14 protein-coding genes and 4 pseudogenes are annotated in these 17687 nt (G+C 34.7%); 9 read left to right on the forward strand and 9 right to left on the reverse strand.

Annotated elements, in window-relative coordinates:
- Window position 1 precedes the first annotated feature (1 nt).
- The 3 genes from gatB to rlmD all read left to right on the forward strand — a co-directional run bounded on the left by gatB (window position 2) and on the right by rlmD (window position 4011).
- Window positions 2-1432, forward strand: a complete 1431-nt coding sequence (gatB, locus tag NIZ91_01590; GenBank protein ID USY55409.1) for an Asp-tRNA(Asn)/Glu-tRNA(Gln) amidotransferase subunit GatB — start codon at window positions 2-4, stop codon at window positions 1430-1432.
- Between the two features lie 169 nt (window positions 1433-1601).
- Window positions 1602-2534 (forward strand): diacylglycerol kinase, encoded by a 933-nt coding sequence (locus tag NIZ91_01595; GenBank protein ID USY55410.1) that lies wholly within the window; start codon window positions 1602-1604, stop codon window positions 2532-2534.
- Window positions 2535-2628: 94 nt separating this feature from the next.
- A complete protein-coding gene (gene rlmD, locus NIZ91_01600; GenBank protein USY55411.1) occupies window positions 2629-4011 on the forward strand; it encodes a 23S rRNA (uracil(1939)-C(5))-methyltransferase RlmD in 1383 nt (460 codons plus the stop codon).
- A 31-nt stretch (window positions 4012-4042) separates the two neighbouring features.
- Here rlmD and NIZ91_01605 read toward each other — a convergent pair whose 3' ends face one another.
- From NIZ91_01605 to NIZ91_01630, 6 genes are all read right to left on the reverse strand, one after another.
- On the reverse strand, window positions 4043-5521 hold the full coding sequence (locus NIZ91_01605; GenBank protein ID USY55412.1) for a recombinase family protein: 1479 nt from the start codon (window positions 5519-5521) through the stop codon (window positions 4043-4045).
- A 381-nt stretch (window positions 5522-5902) separates the two neighbouring features.
- Complete coding sequence (locus tag NIZ91_01610; protein USY57063.1) at window positions 5903-7372, reverse strand: recombinase family protein; 1470 nt, start codon at window positions 7370-7372, stop codon at window positions 5903-5905.
- A gap of 2 nt (window positions 7373-7374) precedes the next feature.
- Window positions 7375-8217, reverse strand: a complete 843-nt coding sequence (locus NIZ91_01615; GenBank protein USY55413.1) for a hypothetical protein — start codon at window positions 8215-8217, stop codon at window positions 7375-7377.
- Between the two features lie 56 nt (window positions 8218-8273).
- Window positions 8274-8768, reverse strand: a complete 495-nt coding sequence (locus tag NIZ91_01620; protein ID USY55414.1) for a recombinase family protein — start codon at window positions 8766-8768, stop codon at window positions 8274-8276.
- Window positions 8731-8925 (reverse strand): hypothetical protein, encoded by a 195-nt coding sequence (locus NIZ91_01625; protein USY55415.1) that lies wholly within the window; start codon window positions 8923-8925, stop codon window positions 8731-8733. Before NIZ91_01625 ends, NIZ91_01620 begins: the two co-directional genes overlap by 38 nt.
- Window positions 8926-9093: 168 nt before the next feature.
- On the reverse strand, window positions 9094-9252 hold the full coding sequence (locus NIZ91_01630) for a hypothetical protein (GenBank protein USY55416.1): 159 nt from the start codon (window positions 9250-9252) through the stop codon (window positions 9094-9096).
- 1164 nt (window positions 9253-10416) lie between these two features.
- On the opposite strand from NIZ91_01630, the gene NIZ91_01635 reads away from it, so the two are divergent.
- The 4 genes and pseudogenes from NIZ91_01635 (at window position 10417) to NIZ91_01650 (ending at window position 13815) form a co-directional block, all read left to right on the forward strand.
- Window positions 10417-10893, forward strand: coding sequence for a hypothetical protein (locus NIZ91_01635; GenBank protein ID USY55417.1), 477 nt, complete (start codon window positions 10417-10419; stop codon window positions 10891-10893).
- Between the two features lie 136 nt (window positions 10894-11029).
- Window positions 11030-11737 carry an IS6 family transposase gene (locus tag NIZ91_01640; GenBank protein ID USY55418.1) on the forward strand — a complete coding sequence of 236 codons (708 nt, stop codon included), beginning with the start codon at window positions 11030-11032 and terminating at the stop codon, window positions 11735-11737.
- A gap of 15 nt (window positions 11738-11752) precedes the next feature.
- Window positions 11753-13234 (forward strand): annotated as a pseudogene (locus tag NIZ91_01645) (primase C-terminal domain-containing protein).
- 195 nt (window positions 13235-13429) lie between these two features.
- Window positions 13430-13815, forward strand: a pseudogene (locus NIZ91_01650) (hypothetical protein).
- 7 nt (window positions 13816-13822) lie between these two features.
- Here NIZ91_01650 and NIZ91_01655 read toward each other — a convergent pair.
- Window positions 13823-13957: pseudogene (locus tag NIZ91_01655) on the reverse strand (L-2-haloalkanoic acid dehalogenase).
- A gap of 204 nt (window positions 13958-14161) precedes the next feature.
- Between NIZ91_01655 and NIZ91_01660 the strand changes: the two are divergent.
- Window positions 14162-14542, forward strand: a pseudogene (locus NIZ91_01660) (transposase).
- A 180-nt stretch (window positions 14543-14722) separates the two neighbouring features.
- The gene (locus NIZ91_01665; GenBank protein USY55419.1) at window positions 14723-15217 is read left to right on the forward strand and encodes a GNAT family N-acetyltransferase; all 495 of its coding nucleotides are present in this window, start codon (window positions 14723-14725) and stop codon (window positions 15215-15217) included.
- 436 nt (window positions 15218-15653) lie between these two features.
- Here the strand turns inward: NIZ91_01665 and NIZ91_01670 are convergent, their stop codons facing one another.
- The gene (locus tag NIZ91_01670) at window positions 15654-16949 is read right to left on the reverse strand and encodes a homoserine dehydrogenase (GenBank protein ID USY55420.1); all 1296 of its coding nucleotides are present in this window, start codon (window positions 16947-16949) and stop codon (window positions 15654-15656) included.
- A gap of 246 nt (window positions 16950-17195) precedes the next feature.
- Window positions 17196-17663: a GNAT family N-acetyltransferase gene (locus NIZ91_01675; protein ID USY57064.1), complete on the reverse strand. Its 468-nt coding sequence runs from the start codon at window positions 17661-17663 to the stop codon at window positions 17196-17198.
- Between the last annotated feature and the right edge of the window lie 24 nt (window positions 17664-17687).

Below are 17687 nucleotides of genomic sequence, written 5' to 3' on the forward strand. Positions count from 1 at the left end.
GATGAACTTTGAAACGATTATCGGTCTTGAAGTACACGTTGAGCTTAAGACACAATCTAAAATTTTCTCAGCAAGTCCAAACGCGTTCGGAGCAGCGCCAAATGCGAACACAAGCGTTATCGACTTGGGATATCCTGGCGTACTGCCAGTTCTAAATAAAGAAGCGGTTAACTTCGCGATGAAAGCAGCTCTTGCATTAAACTGTGAAATCGCAACAGATACAAAGTTTGACCGTAAAAACTATTTCTATCCGGATAACCCAAAAGCTTATCAAATCTCTCAATTTGATAAACCAATTGGTGAAAACGGTTGGATTGAAGTTGAAGTAAACGGTGAAACAAAGCGTATTCGTATTAACCGACTTCACTTAGAAGAAGATGCGGGTAAATTAACGCATACAGGTGATGGTTACTCTCTAGTAGACTTTAACCGTCAAGGTACGCCTTTAATTGAAATCGTATCAGAAGCAGATATGCGTTCTCCGGAAGAAGCTTACGCATATTTAGAAAAATTAAAATCTATCATCCAATACACAGGCGTATCTGATTGTAAGATGGAGGAAGGTTCACTTCGTTGTGATGCCAATATTTCTCTACGTCCAGTTGGACAAGAGAAGTTCGGTACAAAAACAGAGCTAAAGAACTTAAACTCTTTCAACTTCGTACGTCGTGGTCTGGAGCATGAAGAAAAGCGCCAAGAGAAAGTATTACTAGCTGGTGGAATCATTGAGCAAGAAACACGTCGCTTTGATGAATCAACAGGTGAAACACTCTTAATGCGTGTAAAAGAAGGATCGGATGATTATCGTTACTTCCCAGAGCCAGATCTTGTAGCACTTCATATTGATGATGAGTGGAAAGAGCGCATCCGTGCGTCAATTCCAGAGCTTCCAGATGCTCGTAAGAAACGTTATGTTGAAGAGCTTGGGTTACCGGCTTATGATGCAATGGTATTAACGCTAACAAAAGAAATGTCTGACTTCTTTGAAGCAACGATTGAAGCTGGTGGAGACGCAAAATTATCTTCTAACTGGTTAATGGGTGAAGTATCAGCATACTTAAACTCAAACCAAAAAGAGTTAGCCGACGTGGCATTAACTCCAGAAGGCTTAGCTGGCATGATTAAATTAATTCAAGAAGGCACAATTTCATCTAAAATTGCGAAAAAAGTCTTCAAAGAGTTAATTGAAAATGGTGGAAGCGCAGAAAAAATCGTAAAAGAAAAAGGCCTTGTGCAAATTTCTGACGATGCAACGCTACGCAAGTTCGTAACGGATGCGTTAGATGCAAATCCTCAATCAATTGAAGATTTCAAAAACGGTAAAGATCGTGCAATTGGATTCTTAGTAGGGCAAATTATGAAAGCGTCAAAAGGTCAAGCCAACCCTCCAATGGTTAACAAAATTTTATTAGAAGAAATTAAAAAGCGCTAATTAGCGTAAGGTAATTTCTTTACATCATGTGATGATTGCCCCCTCGTAAAATTGTAGCTGCTATTTTAAGAGGGGGTCTTATTTTGGAATAGAGATTATGCATATGTATATAATGTAGATATTGAATTGGTTTGGATTTTGATAAATTATCATTATTAGGATGATGAAAATGAAAAGAGCGAGAATCATTTATAACCCGACATCGGGGCGTGAAATTTTTAAAAAGAATTTACCAGAGGTACTTCAAAAGCTAGAGCAAGCTGGTTATGAGACGTCTTGTCATGCGACTACCTGTGCTGGTGATGCGACAGAAGCTGCCAAAGTAGCAGTGGAGCGCAAATTTGATATCGTCATTGCTGCTGGCGGTGATGGAACGATTAATGAAGTTATAAACGGCATTGCTGGACAAGACTATCGTCCGCAGCTAGGGATTATTCCAGTAGGAACAACCAATGACTTTGCTCGTGCAATTAACGTTCCTCGTACGATTGAAGGAGCGGTTGATGTTATCATTAACGGTGTACCAAAAGCGATAGATCTAGGTGCAGTTACCAATGAAGGGGAAACGCATCACTTTGTGAATATTGCAGGTGGTGGCCGCTTAACAGAGTTGACGTACGAAGTGCCTAGTAAATTAAAAACTATGCTGGGTCAGCTAGCTTACTACTTAAAAGGAATGGAAATGCTGCCTTCAATTAAGCCAACCACGGTGGAAATTGAGTATGATGGTAAGTTTTTTAGCGGAGATATTATGATGTTTTTAGTATCTTTAACAAATTCTGTTGGAGGCTTTGAGAAGCTAGCGCCAGATTCCTCTTTAGATGATGGGATGTTTGATTTAATTATCTTGAAAAAAGCTAACTTAGCTGAGTTTATTCGTATTGCAACATTAGCGCTACGCGGAGAGCACATCAATGACCCTCACATTATTTATACAAAAGCAAATCGCGTTAAGATTCATACAAGCGATAAGATGCAGCTGAATCTTGATGGAGAATACGGTGGATTATTGCCTGGGGAATTTGTCAATTTATATCGACATGTAGAAGTTTTTGTCCCAAAAGAGACAGCAAAATTAATGGAGAAAAATGAGATCGCCTAACTGCGATCTTTTTTCATGTGACCGACTTTTGTGTAAAGAGAATCGATGTGGTACAATCAGTTCAGCATTTTTAAATACAAAGGATGTACGATAAATGGAAAAGTTAACACCACCAGTTGAAAAAAATGATTATATAGATGTTACGTTTGAAGATTTAACACATGATGGTTCAGGCGTAGCCAAAGTAAACGGCTTTCCAATCTTTGTTCAGAACGCATTGCCTGGCGAAAGCGGCCAAGTAAAAGTAATAAAAGTAAAAAAAGGCTATGCGTTTGGAAAACTTATGAATCACAGTACGGTGAGCGAAGCGCGCGTAGAACCTCCCTGTCCTGTGTATAAGCAGTGCGGCGGCTGTCAGCTGCAGCACGTAAGTTACGAAGGTCAGCTGTCGTTCAAGCAAAAGCAGGTTCAAGGGGTAATGGAAAGAATTGGTCACCTTCCAAACGTTCCGGTGCTACCAACAATAGGTATGACAGATCCTTGGCGCTACCGTAACAAAGCTCAGGTTCCTGTTGCAAGTAGAGACGGTGGCTTAGTGGCTGGCTTCTATCAGCAGCGCAGCCATGACATCATTGATATGGACATGTGCCTAATTCAACAGCAAGAAAACGATGACGTTGTTCAAGTTGTTAAAAGCATTCTTGAAAAGTACAATGTTCCCGCTTATCATGAACAAAAGCACAAAGGAACGATTCGCCATATCATGGCTCGCTACGGCTTAACGACGGGAGAAATTATGGTTGTGCTTGTTACTCGCACAAGCGAGCTTCCAAACAAAAAGCATATCATTGAAGAAATCGTTAAAGCCGTACCAAACGTGAAATCAATTGTTCAAAACGTCAATACAAAGCGCACAAACGTTATTTTGGGTGATCAAACCAACGTACTTTGGGGTGAAGAGTATATCTATGACTATATCGGCGACGTTAAGTTTGCTATTTCAGCCAAGTCATTTTATCAGGTAAACCCAGAGCAAACGAAAGTACTTTATGACAAAGCGCTTGAGTATGCAGATTTAACAGGAGAAGAAACGGTCATTGACGCATATTGCGGAATTGGGACAATCTCTCTGTTTTTAGCGCAAAAAGCCAAGAAGGTATACGGAGTAGAAATTGTTCCTGAAGCGATTGAAGACGCTAAGCGCAACGCTAAGCTGAATAATATAGATAACGCTGAGTTTGAAGTAGGAGAGGCTGAAGTTGTCATTCCTAACTGGTACAAGCAAGGTATTAAAGCGGATGTCATCGTCGTTGATCCGCCAAGAAAAGGCTGTGACGAAGCATTATTAAAAACGATTCTTAAAATGAAGCCAAAGAAAGTCGTCTACGTATCATGTGGCCCGGCAACGCTGGCGCGTGATCTCAAGATTCTTGAAGAAGGCGGCTATCAAACGGTGGAAGTGCAGCCCGTTGATATGTTTCCGCATACGACGCATGTGGAATCGGTCTCGCAACTCATTTTAAAAGAAGACAACTAACCCTTTAGGGGTGTTGTCTTTCTTTTATTTTTTATTGGAAAGGGTTCACAAAAGTATAGTGAATATTAACATTCCCATCAATAGTACAAGTTACTTTTTTCACTAAAGAATGTAGCAGTTTAGTGGTTAAATCTTGAATGGAAGCAAATTCTTTTAATTTAGACTTCAAATCCATTGTAAAGGTTTGGTTTTTACATTCTTCTAACTGAATGTTAATTTGTGCTTTAACCGCTTCAGACTGAGCAATTTTTTCAAGATTATTCTTGCTGTACTGTTCATATTGTTCATGTGTAATAATGCCATCACAATAAGAGTCAAAATATTTTTGGTTTCGATCGTTCCAATTGTTAATTTTGCTTTCAACTTGAACCAGTTCGTTCTGCAATTTACGTTGTTTAGAATTTAGTTTTTGTTCAACTTGCTTTAGCAAATCTTCAGTACTAAATCCATTTGTTAGCTCGTTTAAATCATTTAAAATCGCGTACTTTAGTTCTTTTTCTCTAACGATTGTGCGATTTGGGCAAAAGATGTTTCCATGCTTAATATTTCCACCACAGCGATAACCACGTTGATTTTGTTTATACCACATGCCTTTGCCACAGTTAGAACAATATAATACGTTAGTGAAAAGATGTTTCTTAGGTGCAGTTTTGGTTCGCATACGATTCTTTAACATTGTCTGTACGATTTGAAATACTTCTCTTGAAATAATGGCTTCGTGAGTTCCTTCTAGAATAATCATGTCTTCTTTAGAAACAGGTTTACGCTTGGTTTTCGTTACTGATACTGTTTCTGTACGGTTTTGGACTAAATCACCGCAATAATGTTGATTACTTAAAATTAATTTAATACTTGAAGCATGCCAGTAAACTGTTGCATTGGACTTGTTAGCAATTAATGAAGGAGTAGGAACTTTCTCAAGAGAAAGTTGCTTTGCGATAGAATCCATACCTTGTCCCTCAATATAATCATTATAAATCCGCTTTACAACATTTGGAGTTTCATCTGCGCGGACTTTAAGGACTCCTTTATCACTGTAGTAGCCGTAGGGAGGATTAGATCCTACGAATAAACCTCTTCTGGCTTTTGTTTTCTTAGCTGTTTTGCTTCTCTTACTAGTAGAGATAGATTCATTTTCATATAACCAAGCATATAATCCAAAATTTCTATCGTCTTTTTCTAAAGTGTTAATAGAGCCATCTAGACACACAATATCGATACTATGGTCTAAACATATATCTCTTACTTTGTAAGAAAGTTGGCCGCTTCGAGCTAACCGTGATAATTCTTTAGCAAGGATGACATCAAATTTTCCGTTCTTTCCATCCTCAATAAGTGCTTTTAAACCAGGGCGATTTGATTTAGTACCAGATTGTTTGTCTGTATAAATCTTCGTAATCTCCCAGCCTTTTTCAGCAATATAATTAGTAAAGAGGTCAATTTGATTATGAATTGAAGTTTTTTGTGAATCTAATTCAGTTGATACACGAGCATATATAGCGCATCTCATTTCAAGTTACCACCCCAAAAAAGAGTTAAATGAGATGTTGATAGGGCTACATCAGCAGTATTGACCAATAACTTCATTCTTAAATAACATTTTAGTAAAAGGTTATATGTAATCAATGTCCCTGAATAACTGTGTTTCATAATATGTGTTCTCCCTAGATGAATATTGTTTTATGTATAATTTTCGGCTACATGCCCATAATAATGATAAATGTCCATAATTTACCTAAGGCGGTATCCTGTTATAGTTTGGAAATAGAAAATTATTAACAATAATCCTTGTTTATAAGGGGTTTCTAAAAGGAACTTTATAAACTGAAACCCCTTGTAAACTTTGTTCTATTTTTCAACTATTCAGATGTTGAAATGTTCGGTAACGAATCTATTCGTCACTACTTGATTTAGAAGCCTCTAGAAACTGAAAGATATTATCCTTATATTGAATAAGTGGCTGTTGATCAGTAGAAATAAGTACGTATTCAACGAAGTATAAAATCAGAAGTCGATGCTCAGGTGAGTCTAATTGATACTCCAGAACGTTATCAAATCTTGCAAAAAATTCATTAGATTCAACTGCTAGGTAGTAGCTTTCTAAGACAGTTAATTTTTGCTGGCAAGTCAATAACATGTTTTCGTTCTTAGCCATCATATCTGTAATGTGCAGTTCTAACTCAGGGTCTTTAATGCTTTGAGCTTGTTCTAACTTTTTAAAGAGGCTATGAGCTGTATTTTCAGCTTCACAAATCACTTCTTTAAGGTTCGCTTCAATATTTCTCAGTGTAGTTAAGGTCATTTGTTTATTCTCTTTTGATAAAGCAAGCTGTTGAATGTGTTGAAGAATCAAAGGAACTAAGCGTTTGTGCACTTTATCAATTGATACTTTATAGTCGCAATTTTTACAAATGTAGTAATGGTAGTGATAGGTAACGCCATTACGCTTTGTAGATCCATTTTGCGTAATAAGAGATTGGTGACAATGACTACATCTAATTTTTTTGAGAAATAAAAATGGTGTATCCAATCGTCCAAACTCTTTTTGAATTTGTTTATTGTATGAGTGTAGTTGAAGTTCAAAAGCGCTCATTAATGGCTCATGTGAGTCTTTAAATGTAAATACATTATTTTTATGTTTCCCTTTATGAATATGCCAAGTAAGGTTACCAGTATAAACAGAGTTACCTAAGATCTTTTCTACTGTACTTGTTGGCCACTGTTTTCCTGTAGGAGAGGGGATATTGGCTTCATTTAAAAGAAATGCAATTTTTTTGAAAGAATATCCCCAGGTATAAAGAAATGAAATAAATGAGACAATTTCAGCGTCCTGATTAGGAACAAGTTGCTTATCTACTTGCGTATATCCATAAGGAGCAATTGAACCAGGACGATTTGCTTTTTCTTGTTGAAGCACACCCATTAAGTTATTCAAAGCACGTTCTGACTTAATTTCTGATTCATGTTGAGATAGTAAAAAAATCATTTTTGTATTTAAGCTATTTGGATTGATTGGTTCATTCGATTCTGTCGTATATACGTTTAAATTAGGTAAATATTCCAATAGCGGGCGGTAAAAATCAATTGTAAAAGAATAACCTGTACGATCCATACGAGAAATATCGTGGAAAATGACGATTGAGATATTCATCTCAATCATCTTTTCCTTTAAGTTCATTAGTTGTTTCCTTTGTTTAGCAGATTTAGAGTAAGCACTTGTGGCTTCTTCAATAAAAATAAATTCTTCAGGTACAACCAATTGATTTCGCTTTGCAAATTCGTGGATGTGTTGTTTTTGAATTTCTACACTATTGTTATCTACTTGCTTATGAGAAGAGTAACGGATATATGCAAAAGCCATTTTCAATACAAATTACCTCCTTTAAACACGTACTGATTATTTAAATGTTTTAGGTAGTCAAATCGACTCATTGTAATATTAATTTTTCCAGGGTAAATATCTAAGCGCTCAACAAGCATAGGAGCTAAGGAAAAAAGATTCTTCTGTTTAGATTTAAGTAAGTATTCGGTTGCTAACATAGTTAGCTCCTTATTATCTAGTAGTAACTCTTCCTTTTCATTGACTTCCTTTAGAAGTTGTTGTTGCATATCTTCAAGTTTTGATAGTTCACTGTAAGTTGGAGAATCTCTCCAGTTTGTCAGCTCATCATTCTCTAATATGATTCTTTGACGCAGCTGTTCCTTTTTTCTAGTAATTGCAGATAGTTCCTTATGAATAACTTTGCGCATATTGTTAAAGTATTGCCGAGAATCTTTAATAATTTTACTAGTATCAAGTTCTTGAAGCGCTTTATCTAGGATTCTATTCACCACGCAAGTTAAATCCTGAGTTGATAACAGAATCTTTGGATGGTTAGATTGATTTGAGCAAGTATACCAAGCCTTATCTTCTAAAACGCTAAATTTAAACTTCATTGGCTTTTCACACTTTCCACAATAAGGTTCAAATGTATTCTCATTTAATAATTCCGTCTTTTTATTTGCATACTGTGAAATCATTACATTTTTAGTTTGTAAGTCCTTAAAACTTTTCAACGATAAATATGGTTCAACGTGTTGAAGCTTGTTTTCACCATTACTCAAATCATAACCTGCATAGAACGGATCAGTGGCTAGTTTAAGAAGGTCATCAGGTTTCTTTTTGAGCAACTTCTTATACTTGGTTAATACATTGTCTAATTCCAAAACACTTTTAACTTCGGCAAGTTCTTTAAAGAAATCAATGATGATTGCTGATTTTACTAAATCTTTGATGTATTGTTTAGTTTCTTTTTTTTTTCATATCCAAACTTTTGCGCAGGAAACCTTTTTCTAGCTTCTGCGCTTCTTCTCGCGATATTTTCACCTTCAATATCACCCACAATATTCATTACACCTTCAATCAATGTGCTATCAGATGCTTGTTGATGGCCACTTGAAGTAAAAATAATCTTTACATTATGCTTTTTACACAATGACAAAAAAAGGTTTGCTTCATAGAAATCTCGAAAGAGTCGTGAGCGATCAAACGTGTACAGCACTTTAACCTCGTTATTTTTAATCATTTTAATGAGTTTTTGCATCTTAGGTCGATCCTTAATACTTAATTTATTAGCTGAAACACCATGTTCGTTAATGATAACTAACTGATTCGAAGGATGTTGTTCACGATATGGAGCATCTGCGCTTTCTTGCATACGTAAATCTTGACTTTCTGTACTAATACGACGATGAGCTACGACTTTTAATGTCTTCATTTTTTGTATTTCCCCTTTTTTTATAAAGTATTTTTGACTGTAAGCGAGGAGGGATGTCTAACTGTTCAACGATAATACGTTGAATTAAATGTTGAATCCACAAATTCGCTACGTCATTCACTTCTGAATTAGTTTTTAAATTAATCTTCTTTCGCATAAAATACACCTCCGCCTATAAGCTTTGACGGAAATAGGCGTATTTTATACAAAATGGTCTTTCTTTTAATCTTGGAATACTAATTCCAGCTCAAGTTGAATCGGTTCTTGGATTTCTAGGCAATTAATAAATACTTTAATTGTTCCTGTACACTGACCAGGAAATAACTCAACTTCTTTTTCTTTCATTTGTCTTCCTCCAAATTGCTAATTCAATAAACTTCTTTAACAAGAAAGGAGATATGTAGCCTTTCTCACAAAGTTCTTCAAGCTGCTTCACCAATTCTGTTTTATAGATTCGATGAAACTGAACTTTATTAAAGTTCAATCACAATCACTCCTTACAATGGGTTGTTCTGTTGATGAGGGACTATGTAACTGTGAATCTAGCAGTTTGTCCAACTCTGTCACGAGAATATGTTGAATAAGTGTGTTTACATTGACACCTTCTTCAGGTAAGGCAAAGTGCCGTGTAATAGTCAGGTGCATCCTCTCCTTACTAGTAATTGAAAATTTCATCAGCATTATATTCTCTAATTTTTTAAGGAAACAAGGGGCAAGAGCACAAAAATAAATTTTTTCAAAAAGATTTGTGATCGCCTCAATCTCCTTGAAGCAATGAGCAAAGCGTCTGTAGATCATTTCTTTTAAAGAAAGCGCGACTTTTCCATATATGCTGATTAAAAAATTCATCGACATTATATTCTCTTGATTTTCAGGGTAACAAGGGGAGATAACCCAAAAATAAATTTTTTTAAAATTGTTGAACCCTTCAATACCCTCGAAGTAATGAGAACAATTGTTAGAGAAGCTAGCTCTTTTATAAAAGAAATACGTTTAGTCTACAAAGCAATCTTCATATATGCTGATTGAAAATCATTGGCATTATATTCTGCAGATTTTCAAGGAAACAAGAGGCAAGAGCACAAAAAATAAATTTTTTTTGAAAAAATTATGATTGCCTTAATATCCTTGAGGTAATGAGTACAGTTGCTAGAGAAACTAGGTCTTTTAGAAAAGAAAGCGAAACTGATCTCAAAACAGCTTTCATATATGCTGATTGAAAAATTCATCGACATTATATTCTGCAGATTTTTAAGGAAACAAGGGGCAAGGATAGAAAAAAATTTTTTATTGATATGCTAGTAATAAGCAAAGCCGCTATAGAAAACAGTTTCTTTAAAAGAGAAGATCCCTTTAAAAAAGCACAGAATTATAACTTAAACGTTGTAGGAATTTATATAGAGGGAACATAAACTTAATTGCTAGTAGCGACTATATTTTATAAAAAATAAAGTTTTTTCATCTGCTCTTTATTTTGCATTTATAATGTAGCTAGCTATTTAACTAGTTTTGAAAAGTTAACAGGATAAACGGTGATTATTTACAAAAAATTTATACTAAATAGAAACTTTTCAAGACTGGTTTTAAAAATTAAAAAGTACCGAATTTTAGTATGTGTTTTAAAAGACACCGAAGGGAGAAATTAGATTTGAACAGACAAGAAATTTTAAACAAAATTAACAACAGTCCAATGTATGAGTATCATATTGCGGAAGTTCCTCAACGGGACGGAATGCTGCTATTTTATTTAAAGGAAGATTTAGAAGGGAAATCTAAAATTAATTTTTATGAGAAAGCAGTAGATTTAATTTATAGCGCCGCAGATATTTATGATGTGACATTAGTAGAATGGTCTAAATGTAGAGCGCTTTCTTACTATAAAAAAGATGGGTTAGTAGATATAGGATTAGAAGACTTTGATATTTTTGCTAGGAAATCACCTGAGAAGATAAGAATTGATATCGTAGAGTTTATCTTTTCAATTAAGGCTTTAAAAACACAAGACTTGGAAGAAATAGCTCACATTACGTGTTTTGAAGATTTAATTAATTATATTGTGAACTTATCATATACAGAAGTAGTACAGACTAGTGGATGGTATGATCAATATGATTATGAAGAGTAATACCATTAAGCAAAGAACCGTTGCTTCCTAAGTATAAATTAATTGGTTCTGGTGCAAAAACTTCAAAATATCTGCAAGTATTCTCTCAAACTTGGACATACTGATACTATTACTCTAAAAAAAGGACGTGATCAGTATGGAAAAACAAAATCTATTCAAGTGGAAACATTATCAACCTGATATTATTTTATTAACCGTGAGATGGTACCTACGGTACAGCCTCAGTTTTCGTGATTTAGTCGAAATGATGGAAGAACGCGGATTATCTATTGCTCATACAACCATCATGCGCTGGGTTCATCAGTATGGTCCTGAATTAGATGAGCGAGTACGGCGTCATCTTAAGCCAACCAATGATTCTTGGCGAGTCGATGAGACGTATGTAAAAGTCAAAGGTCAATGGATGTACCTATATCGTGCCGTTGATTCAGAAGGAAATACGATTGATTTTTATTTAAGCAAAACAAGAGATCATAAGGCTGCAAAGCGATTTTTCAAGAAAGCTTTGCGGTCTTTTCATGTTTCAAAGCCTCGTGTTATCACAGTAGACAAGAACCCATCCTATCCTATGGCGATTGAAGAGTTGAAGAAGGAGAAAAAGATGCCCGTAGGCATCCAACTAAGGCAAGTTAAATATCTTAATAATATTGTGGAACAAGATCATCGTTTTATTAAAAAGAGAGTTCGTTCGATGTTAGGGTTGAAATCTTTTCGGACAGCTAAATCTATTCTTTCAGGAATAGAAGCAATGCATATCATTAAAAAAGGACAACTTGCTTTACGGGACAAGTCTGTCCACAATCAAGTGAAGTTCATTCATCAACTATTTGGAATGGCTGCATAAGAACAGATTCCATTAGGAGTCTATATACCTCTTTCAAATAAATGCAATCTTTGCACCAGAACCCTAAATGGCAAGAAGAATAAAAAAGGATCTATTTTTATTACTCGTAAGAAGGAAGATTTAAGCGCACCTTTTGGTACAAGAGGGGTAGTGTTAACATCTGAGGAAGCTACACTGGATCATGTTGGACAAGCTTCTCACTGGACTCCTAATGTATATAATTTTGGTACATATGGCGAGAATGGTCTTCGTACTATCGTTGGGCATACAGAAAAGAACTTACAGCAAATTAATTGCTTTGTAATTGACATTGATTCAAAGACATTCCCAATGACAGCGATTAACGATGTTGCGTTAAATGCTGGTTTTGGTGTGCCAACTATGATTCTTCAATCTACAAAGGGTTACCAAGTATATTATGTGCTAGATAAAGCTGTATATGTAACAAATAATAAGAACTATATTGCTATTAAATCAGCAAAAAGAATTTCTCAAAACTTGAGAGAAATGTTTGCTGAGAGTTTGCCAAACGTGGATTTAACATGTAATCACTTTGGTTTCTTCAGAATGCCTTCGGAAGAGAATATCATTATGTTTTTCGAGGAAAATGTATATTCTTTCAAGGAACTGCAAGATTGGAGTAAGAGACAAGATGATAACAAAGGCAAAGAATTTTTTGTAATACCAGGTGAAAATAACGTAATTGAAACTTCATTCTCTAAAAACAAACCAGTAGAGCAACCAAAACAGGTTGAAGAAGCGTGGTTTAAACAAATTATTAATTGTACGAATATAGCGCCACAACAGACAAAAGCAGGGCGAAACAATGCGATTTTCACTTTGTCATTAGCATGTTTTCAAAGTCAAGTGTCAATTAAAGAGACATTAGACATGATGGATCAGTTTAATAGTAACCTAGATCAACCTTTAGATCATGCTGAGGTTAGAGGAATTGTCATGTCTGCATATTCAGGAAAATACCAGGCTGCACATAAAGATTACATTGATCGTTTACTTCAAACATATGGGACTCCAGGACAAGTTAATTCGTTTAGAGCACCAGCTGCATTCTGGAAAAAACACAAAAAACAACGTGAGGATAGAGTACGTTCTCATTGGCATGAGTGGGAAGCGGATATTATCGCTTTCCTATCAATGAATTCTAAAAACAAACCTGTGCTATACTTTACACAAAAAGAACTATGTGAAGCAATTAATATTCCTAGAAGTACCCTAAACACTGTCTTAAAAAACAGTAATAAAATATATAAGACGGTTGAAGGTAAAGGAAAAACAGCAAAAACAGGTTTTTCAACGATTGGAATGTTAATTTCATTTGCATTACATGAAAAAGGGCAAAAAAGAGAGAGTTATTTAAGCTATTTAAACGAACTGTTTCCCCAAAAGGGGAATATCTTACTACAAGCAAAGAGCGATAGCGCTATGGCAGAAGAAACCGTGTCATACAGCCTAATCGAAGGGCTACCAGCTGGTTAATTTTTAATTGTCCACTCTGCCAATACATAATTATATCTACGATACTTGGTTTGGTCAGCTAGCTATAGGGTTACCTATTTTCTGTTATTTTTATTCTCGGATTTTTAGTCTTATAGTACTAGGGTTATATATTTATTATGGTATGTGAAATTTTTAGTTAATTGCTAGAAAATTTCACTATTGGTGGTGTTTCATTTGGGTAAATATTATCCTATTGATCGTGATAGTGGTGGGTGTTACAGACACTCTTATGTATTTATGAGGGGGTTACTGTAGATATAAAGCTACTTAATCAGGATGAATTGTTAAAAGGTAAATTTTCAACAATAGAAGAGTATTATTGTGTTCTTGATATGGAGGGGAACGGTGATCTGTATCAAATAACAGTTAATTTTTTTGAATTTAAATATATAAGGCATGAAGAGTTTCCAACTGTTGAAGAAAGATCTCCTAAGTTTAGTGCGGGGGATAAGAAAACATCATTTGTATTTGAGATTGGTGAAATGATAGGTTGTGTATTTAAAGATGGTAAGGGGATAAAATGTACTCTATTGTCTGAGGATGCTTATTATCTAACTCAATAAATCAGTTTACATATTGTTCTTCAGGTACATGTTTTAGTTCATTAATATACCTCGTGTATTGATTTTTAATAAAAGGTTTAAGGGAACTATCTCTATCCAACAAAGTTCCATCTAAATCGAAAATAACTGCTTTCACCATTTTTTCTCCCCCTTTTATTAAAGAGTACTAAAAAGGATTGTATAGCCTTATCTATACAAGTATTGTGTACATAACGCATCAGTAGTAGTAAAAGAATCCTAAGAAAATGTAAAGAGAGTTCTTTTTACATTTTTACTTCAGCGTAATTACTAACATATGACTAGAATTCTTCTGAAACTCATAAGATATTTTTACTTCTTCAATCGAACGATATTTTTTCTTAGGTATATTTCAGATATGAAATTAAGAGAGCAAATTACAGCTAGTACGAATAAAGTGGAAGCATATAATGGTTTTTCAAAATGGTTATTCTTTGGCGGGGATGGGATTATTACTGAAAATGATCCACTAGAACAAGAAAAACGAATTAAGTATAATGATCTCGTTGCCAATGCAGTCATTTTTCAAAATGTTGTTGATATAACTATGATTTTGTGGCAGCTCAAAAGAGAAGGTTATCAATTCTCACGGGAAGATCTAGTGATGTTAAGCCCATATATGACGAAACATCTAAAACGTTTTGGCGATTATGTGATTGATTTAAAAAACATCCCACAGCCAATAGAAGAGAATATACCTGTATAAAAAATATATGGGTCATGTTATGGAAATAAAATCCAGTCTATGACCCATTTTTACACGTATCTCGGCTGAACCCCAATGATGTCTTATGTAAACTTCATATAAATATGATATATAACAGGATTTTCTATCTTCCTTTCCGAATATAGTTATATTATTTTTTATAAAAAAGGAGAAATCAATATGCCAGAACTACATACAAATCGACTTATTATGACAACATTTACAGTCGAAATGATGGAAAAGATAATGAAAAACAAACATACTTTTACAGAGAGATTTTCATTAAATGTGCATTCTGAATGGCCTTTACTAGAATATCGACAATTTTTCTCTTACAAGATTAATAAGTTCAAAGAAACTCCTATAGAAAATAAATGGGAAGGTCTAATCATACATAAAAAAACGAACACAATTATAGGTGATATGGGTTTTAAAGGTGGTCCTAATGAGGAAGGAGCTATAAATATAGGATATAGTATAGTACCAGATCAAAGGGGAAAAGGATATGCGAGTGAAATGGGAAAAGCACTTGTTCAATGGGGACTTTCCCAACCAGAGGTTAAGAAAGTTTTAGCTACTTGTTCTCCAGATAATCAACCGTCTATTAAAGTTTTACAGAAAATTGGATTGCAATTTTCTGTAGAAAAAAATGGGAAACTTTACTGGACCACATGATTAGTATGTCTTCCGATGATCTTGATTATCGGGTCCTGCCACATCGCTATCAAGCTAACAAAACAAAATTCCCTCTAAAATGAAAAAATACGCCATTCTTTCTATATAGTCCTAGGAAATGATGGCGTTTTTAATATGAACTTATCGATTTTTGATGAACTAGGATTGTTTTCTAAAAAGTTGCAACGATATTATTCCCTGAATATTAACGCTGTAGAGCGTATTTTGAGATGGCTGAAAGTAAGTGTAATTACGAATCGATTTCATGCCACACGAAAAGATATTCCAAAGTCAATCGATTCTTTTATGGAATATCTGAATGCATATCCGAAGAAGGTAATCCAACGAATTGGATCGCAAGCCATGTCGGAAAATTAATCGGGATATATATAGAATGCATAACAAAAAGGCTTCAATTTTTTTTGAAGCCTTTTTGTTATGCATTCTCTTTCTCCACCTCAATACAGTAGTAACTTTTAATAGTACCCGCCACATCCTCTAATAATCTCAAAGTCCGTTCGAACTGATATCTGGAAGTTCGATGTGTAACAATCACAATTTCTACAAGTTCATCATCCAATGGCAATTCGATAATTTCTTTTAAACTAATTGATTGGTTCATAAAACATTCAGTGATTTTTTTGAGTATCCCTCGTTCATCTTTTAAAAGAATTCGTATAAAATATTTAGAAAAAATTTCTTGATCTTGTTTTAGTATATAAGATTGAGGCTCTTTTAAAAGGCTGTAACCATTTGTATCAAGATTCATATTTTTAACAATAGAAATTACATCACTGACTACAGCTGACGCCGTTGGTAATTTACCAGCACCTGGTCCATAAAACATAACTTCTCCAACAGCTTGACCATGTACATACACAGCGTTGTATTCGTTGTTTACACTTGAGAGGGGATGATGATTCGGTAATAAAGTAGGCGCCACACTTAAGCTAATGACTGAATTACTCATTTCTGCTTTCCCCACTAATTTCATAGTCAAACCTAATTTCTTCGCTACTTTTAAATCTGTCTTATCCACATGTCGAATCCCTCGTACATGTATATCATCAAGAGAAATATTCATCGAAAACCCTAAATTGGCAAGAATCGCTAATTTTCGCGCTGCATCCAACCCGTCTACATCTGCAGAAGAATCAGCCTCTGCAAACCCAAGATTTTGAGCTTCTTTAAGTGCTTGATCATATGACCATCCGTTTTGACTCATCTTTGTAAGTATATAATTTGTTGTCCCATTTATAATTCCTATTATTTTTCTAATATGATCTGAGGCTAGTCCATCTATAAGTCCCCTTAAGATAGGAACACCTCCAGCGACACTAGCTTCATAATACAAATCACATGCATTTTCATGCGCAAGTTGTAATAGTTCAGTACTATAAGAAGCCAGTAGATCTTTATTAGCAGTCACCACATGCTTTTTATTATAGAACGCTTTTATAATAGATTGCTTTGCGTGTTTAATCCCCCCCATTACTTCCACTATAATGTCAATATCTGGATCATCTGTAATATCATCTAAATTGTTTGTTAATACAATTCCATCTATTGAAACATCTCGTTCTTTTTCCAAATCACGTACTGCTACTGTCTTTACTCGTATTTCATATCCTGTATCAAGAAAAATTTTTTCTCGGCGCTCTTGAAGAATATGAATTACTCCACTTCCTACTGTTCCAAGACCTAAAACTCCTACATGAATTACCTTTTTCATTTTTGTAACTCCTTTGTTATCTCTCGAGGTTTTGCAATATGAAAAGCAGCTAAGGCTTCTTTAAAAACACTTAGCTGCTTTGATAGCTCTGAATTTACTTAAATAAATGTCAATAGATAAGTTGGCAACCATAATGATAGTTTGTCTTCCTACTTATGTTAGGTTAGAGTCTATAAAATGGTGCCAAGAAGACTTTATATGTATTTTTGTATAAATATGGTGTTTTGATATTAAGTATATAAAATTTTATGATATATTTAAAAGCATTTTTGTTGTATTTAACGTGTGACCGTCAAAGTCATCGTTAAATACATCTATAACTTGAAAACCTCTTTTTGCATAGAAATTATGTCCTTTTTGGTTATCACTCTCTACATTAACAAAAAGTCTCTGCACATTCTTTAAAATAAGTATTCCTTCTTGAAGAAGTGCTTTTCCGATTCCTTTCCGTTGGTAATTTGGAAGTAAGTAAATAGCAAGTAACTCAGCCTCTCCATTTTCATTTGTTAAAGAAGTATTAATAAACCCAACAATTTTACCTTTTTCTTCTGCAATTAGGAGGGGGGAATGTTCCATTCGAAATTTCAGCATATCCTCTGAATAGGCCTGACTTAGAAAAGCATCTTGAATTTTCTGGGGTATAATCCCATTGTATGTATCATTCCAAGAAGTTTTTGCAACGTGTTGAACTCCTGCAATATCGTATTCATTCATAGTTCGAATTATATAGTTCACAAT

Source organism: Bacillus sp. 1780r2a1, from assembly GCA_024134725.1.
In the GTDB taxonomy this organism is placed as follows: Bacteria; Bacillota; Bacilli; order Bacillales; family Bacillaceae_H; genus Priestia; species Priestia aryabhattai_A.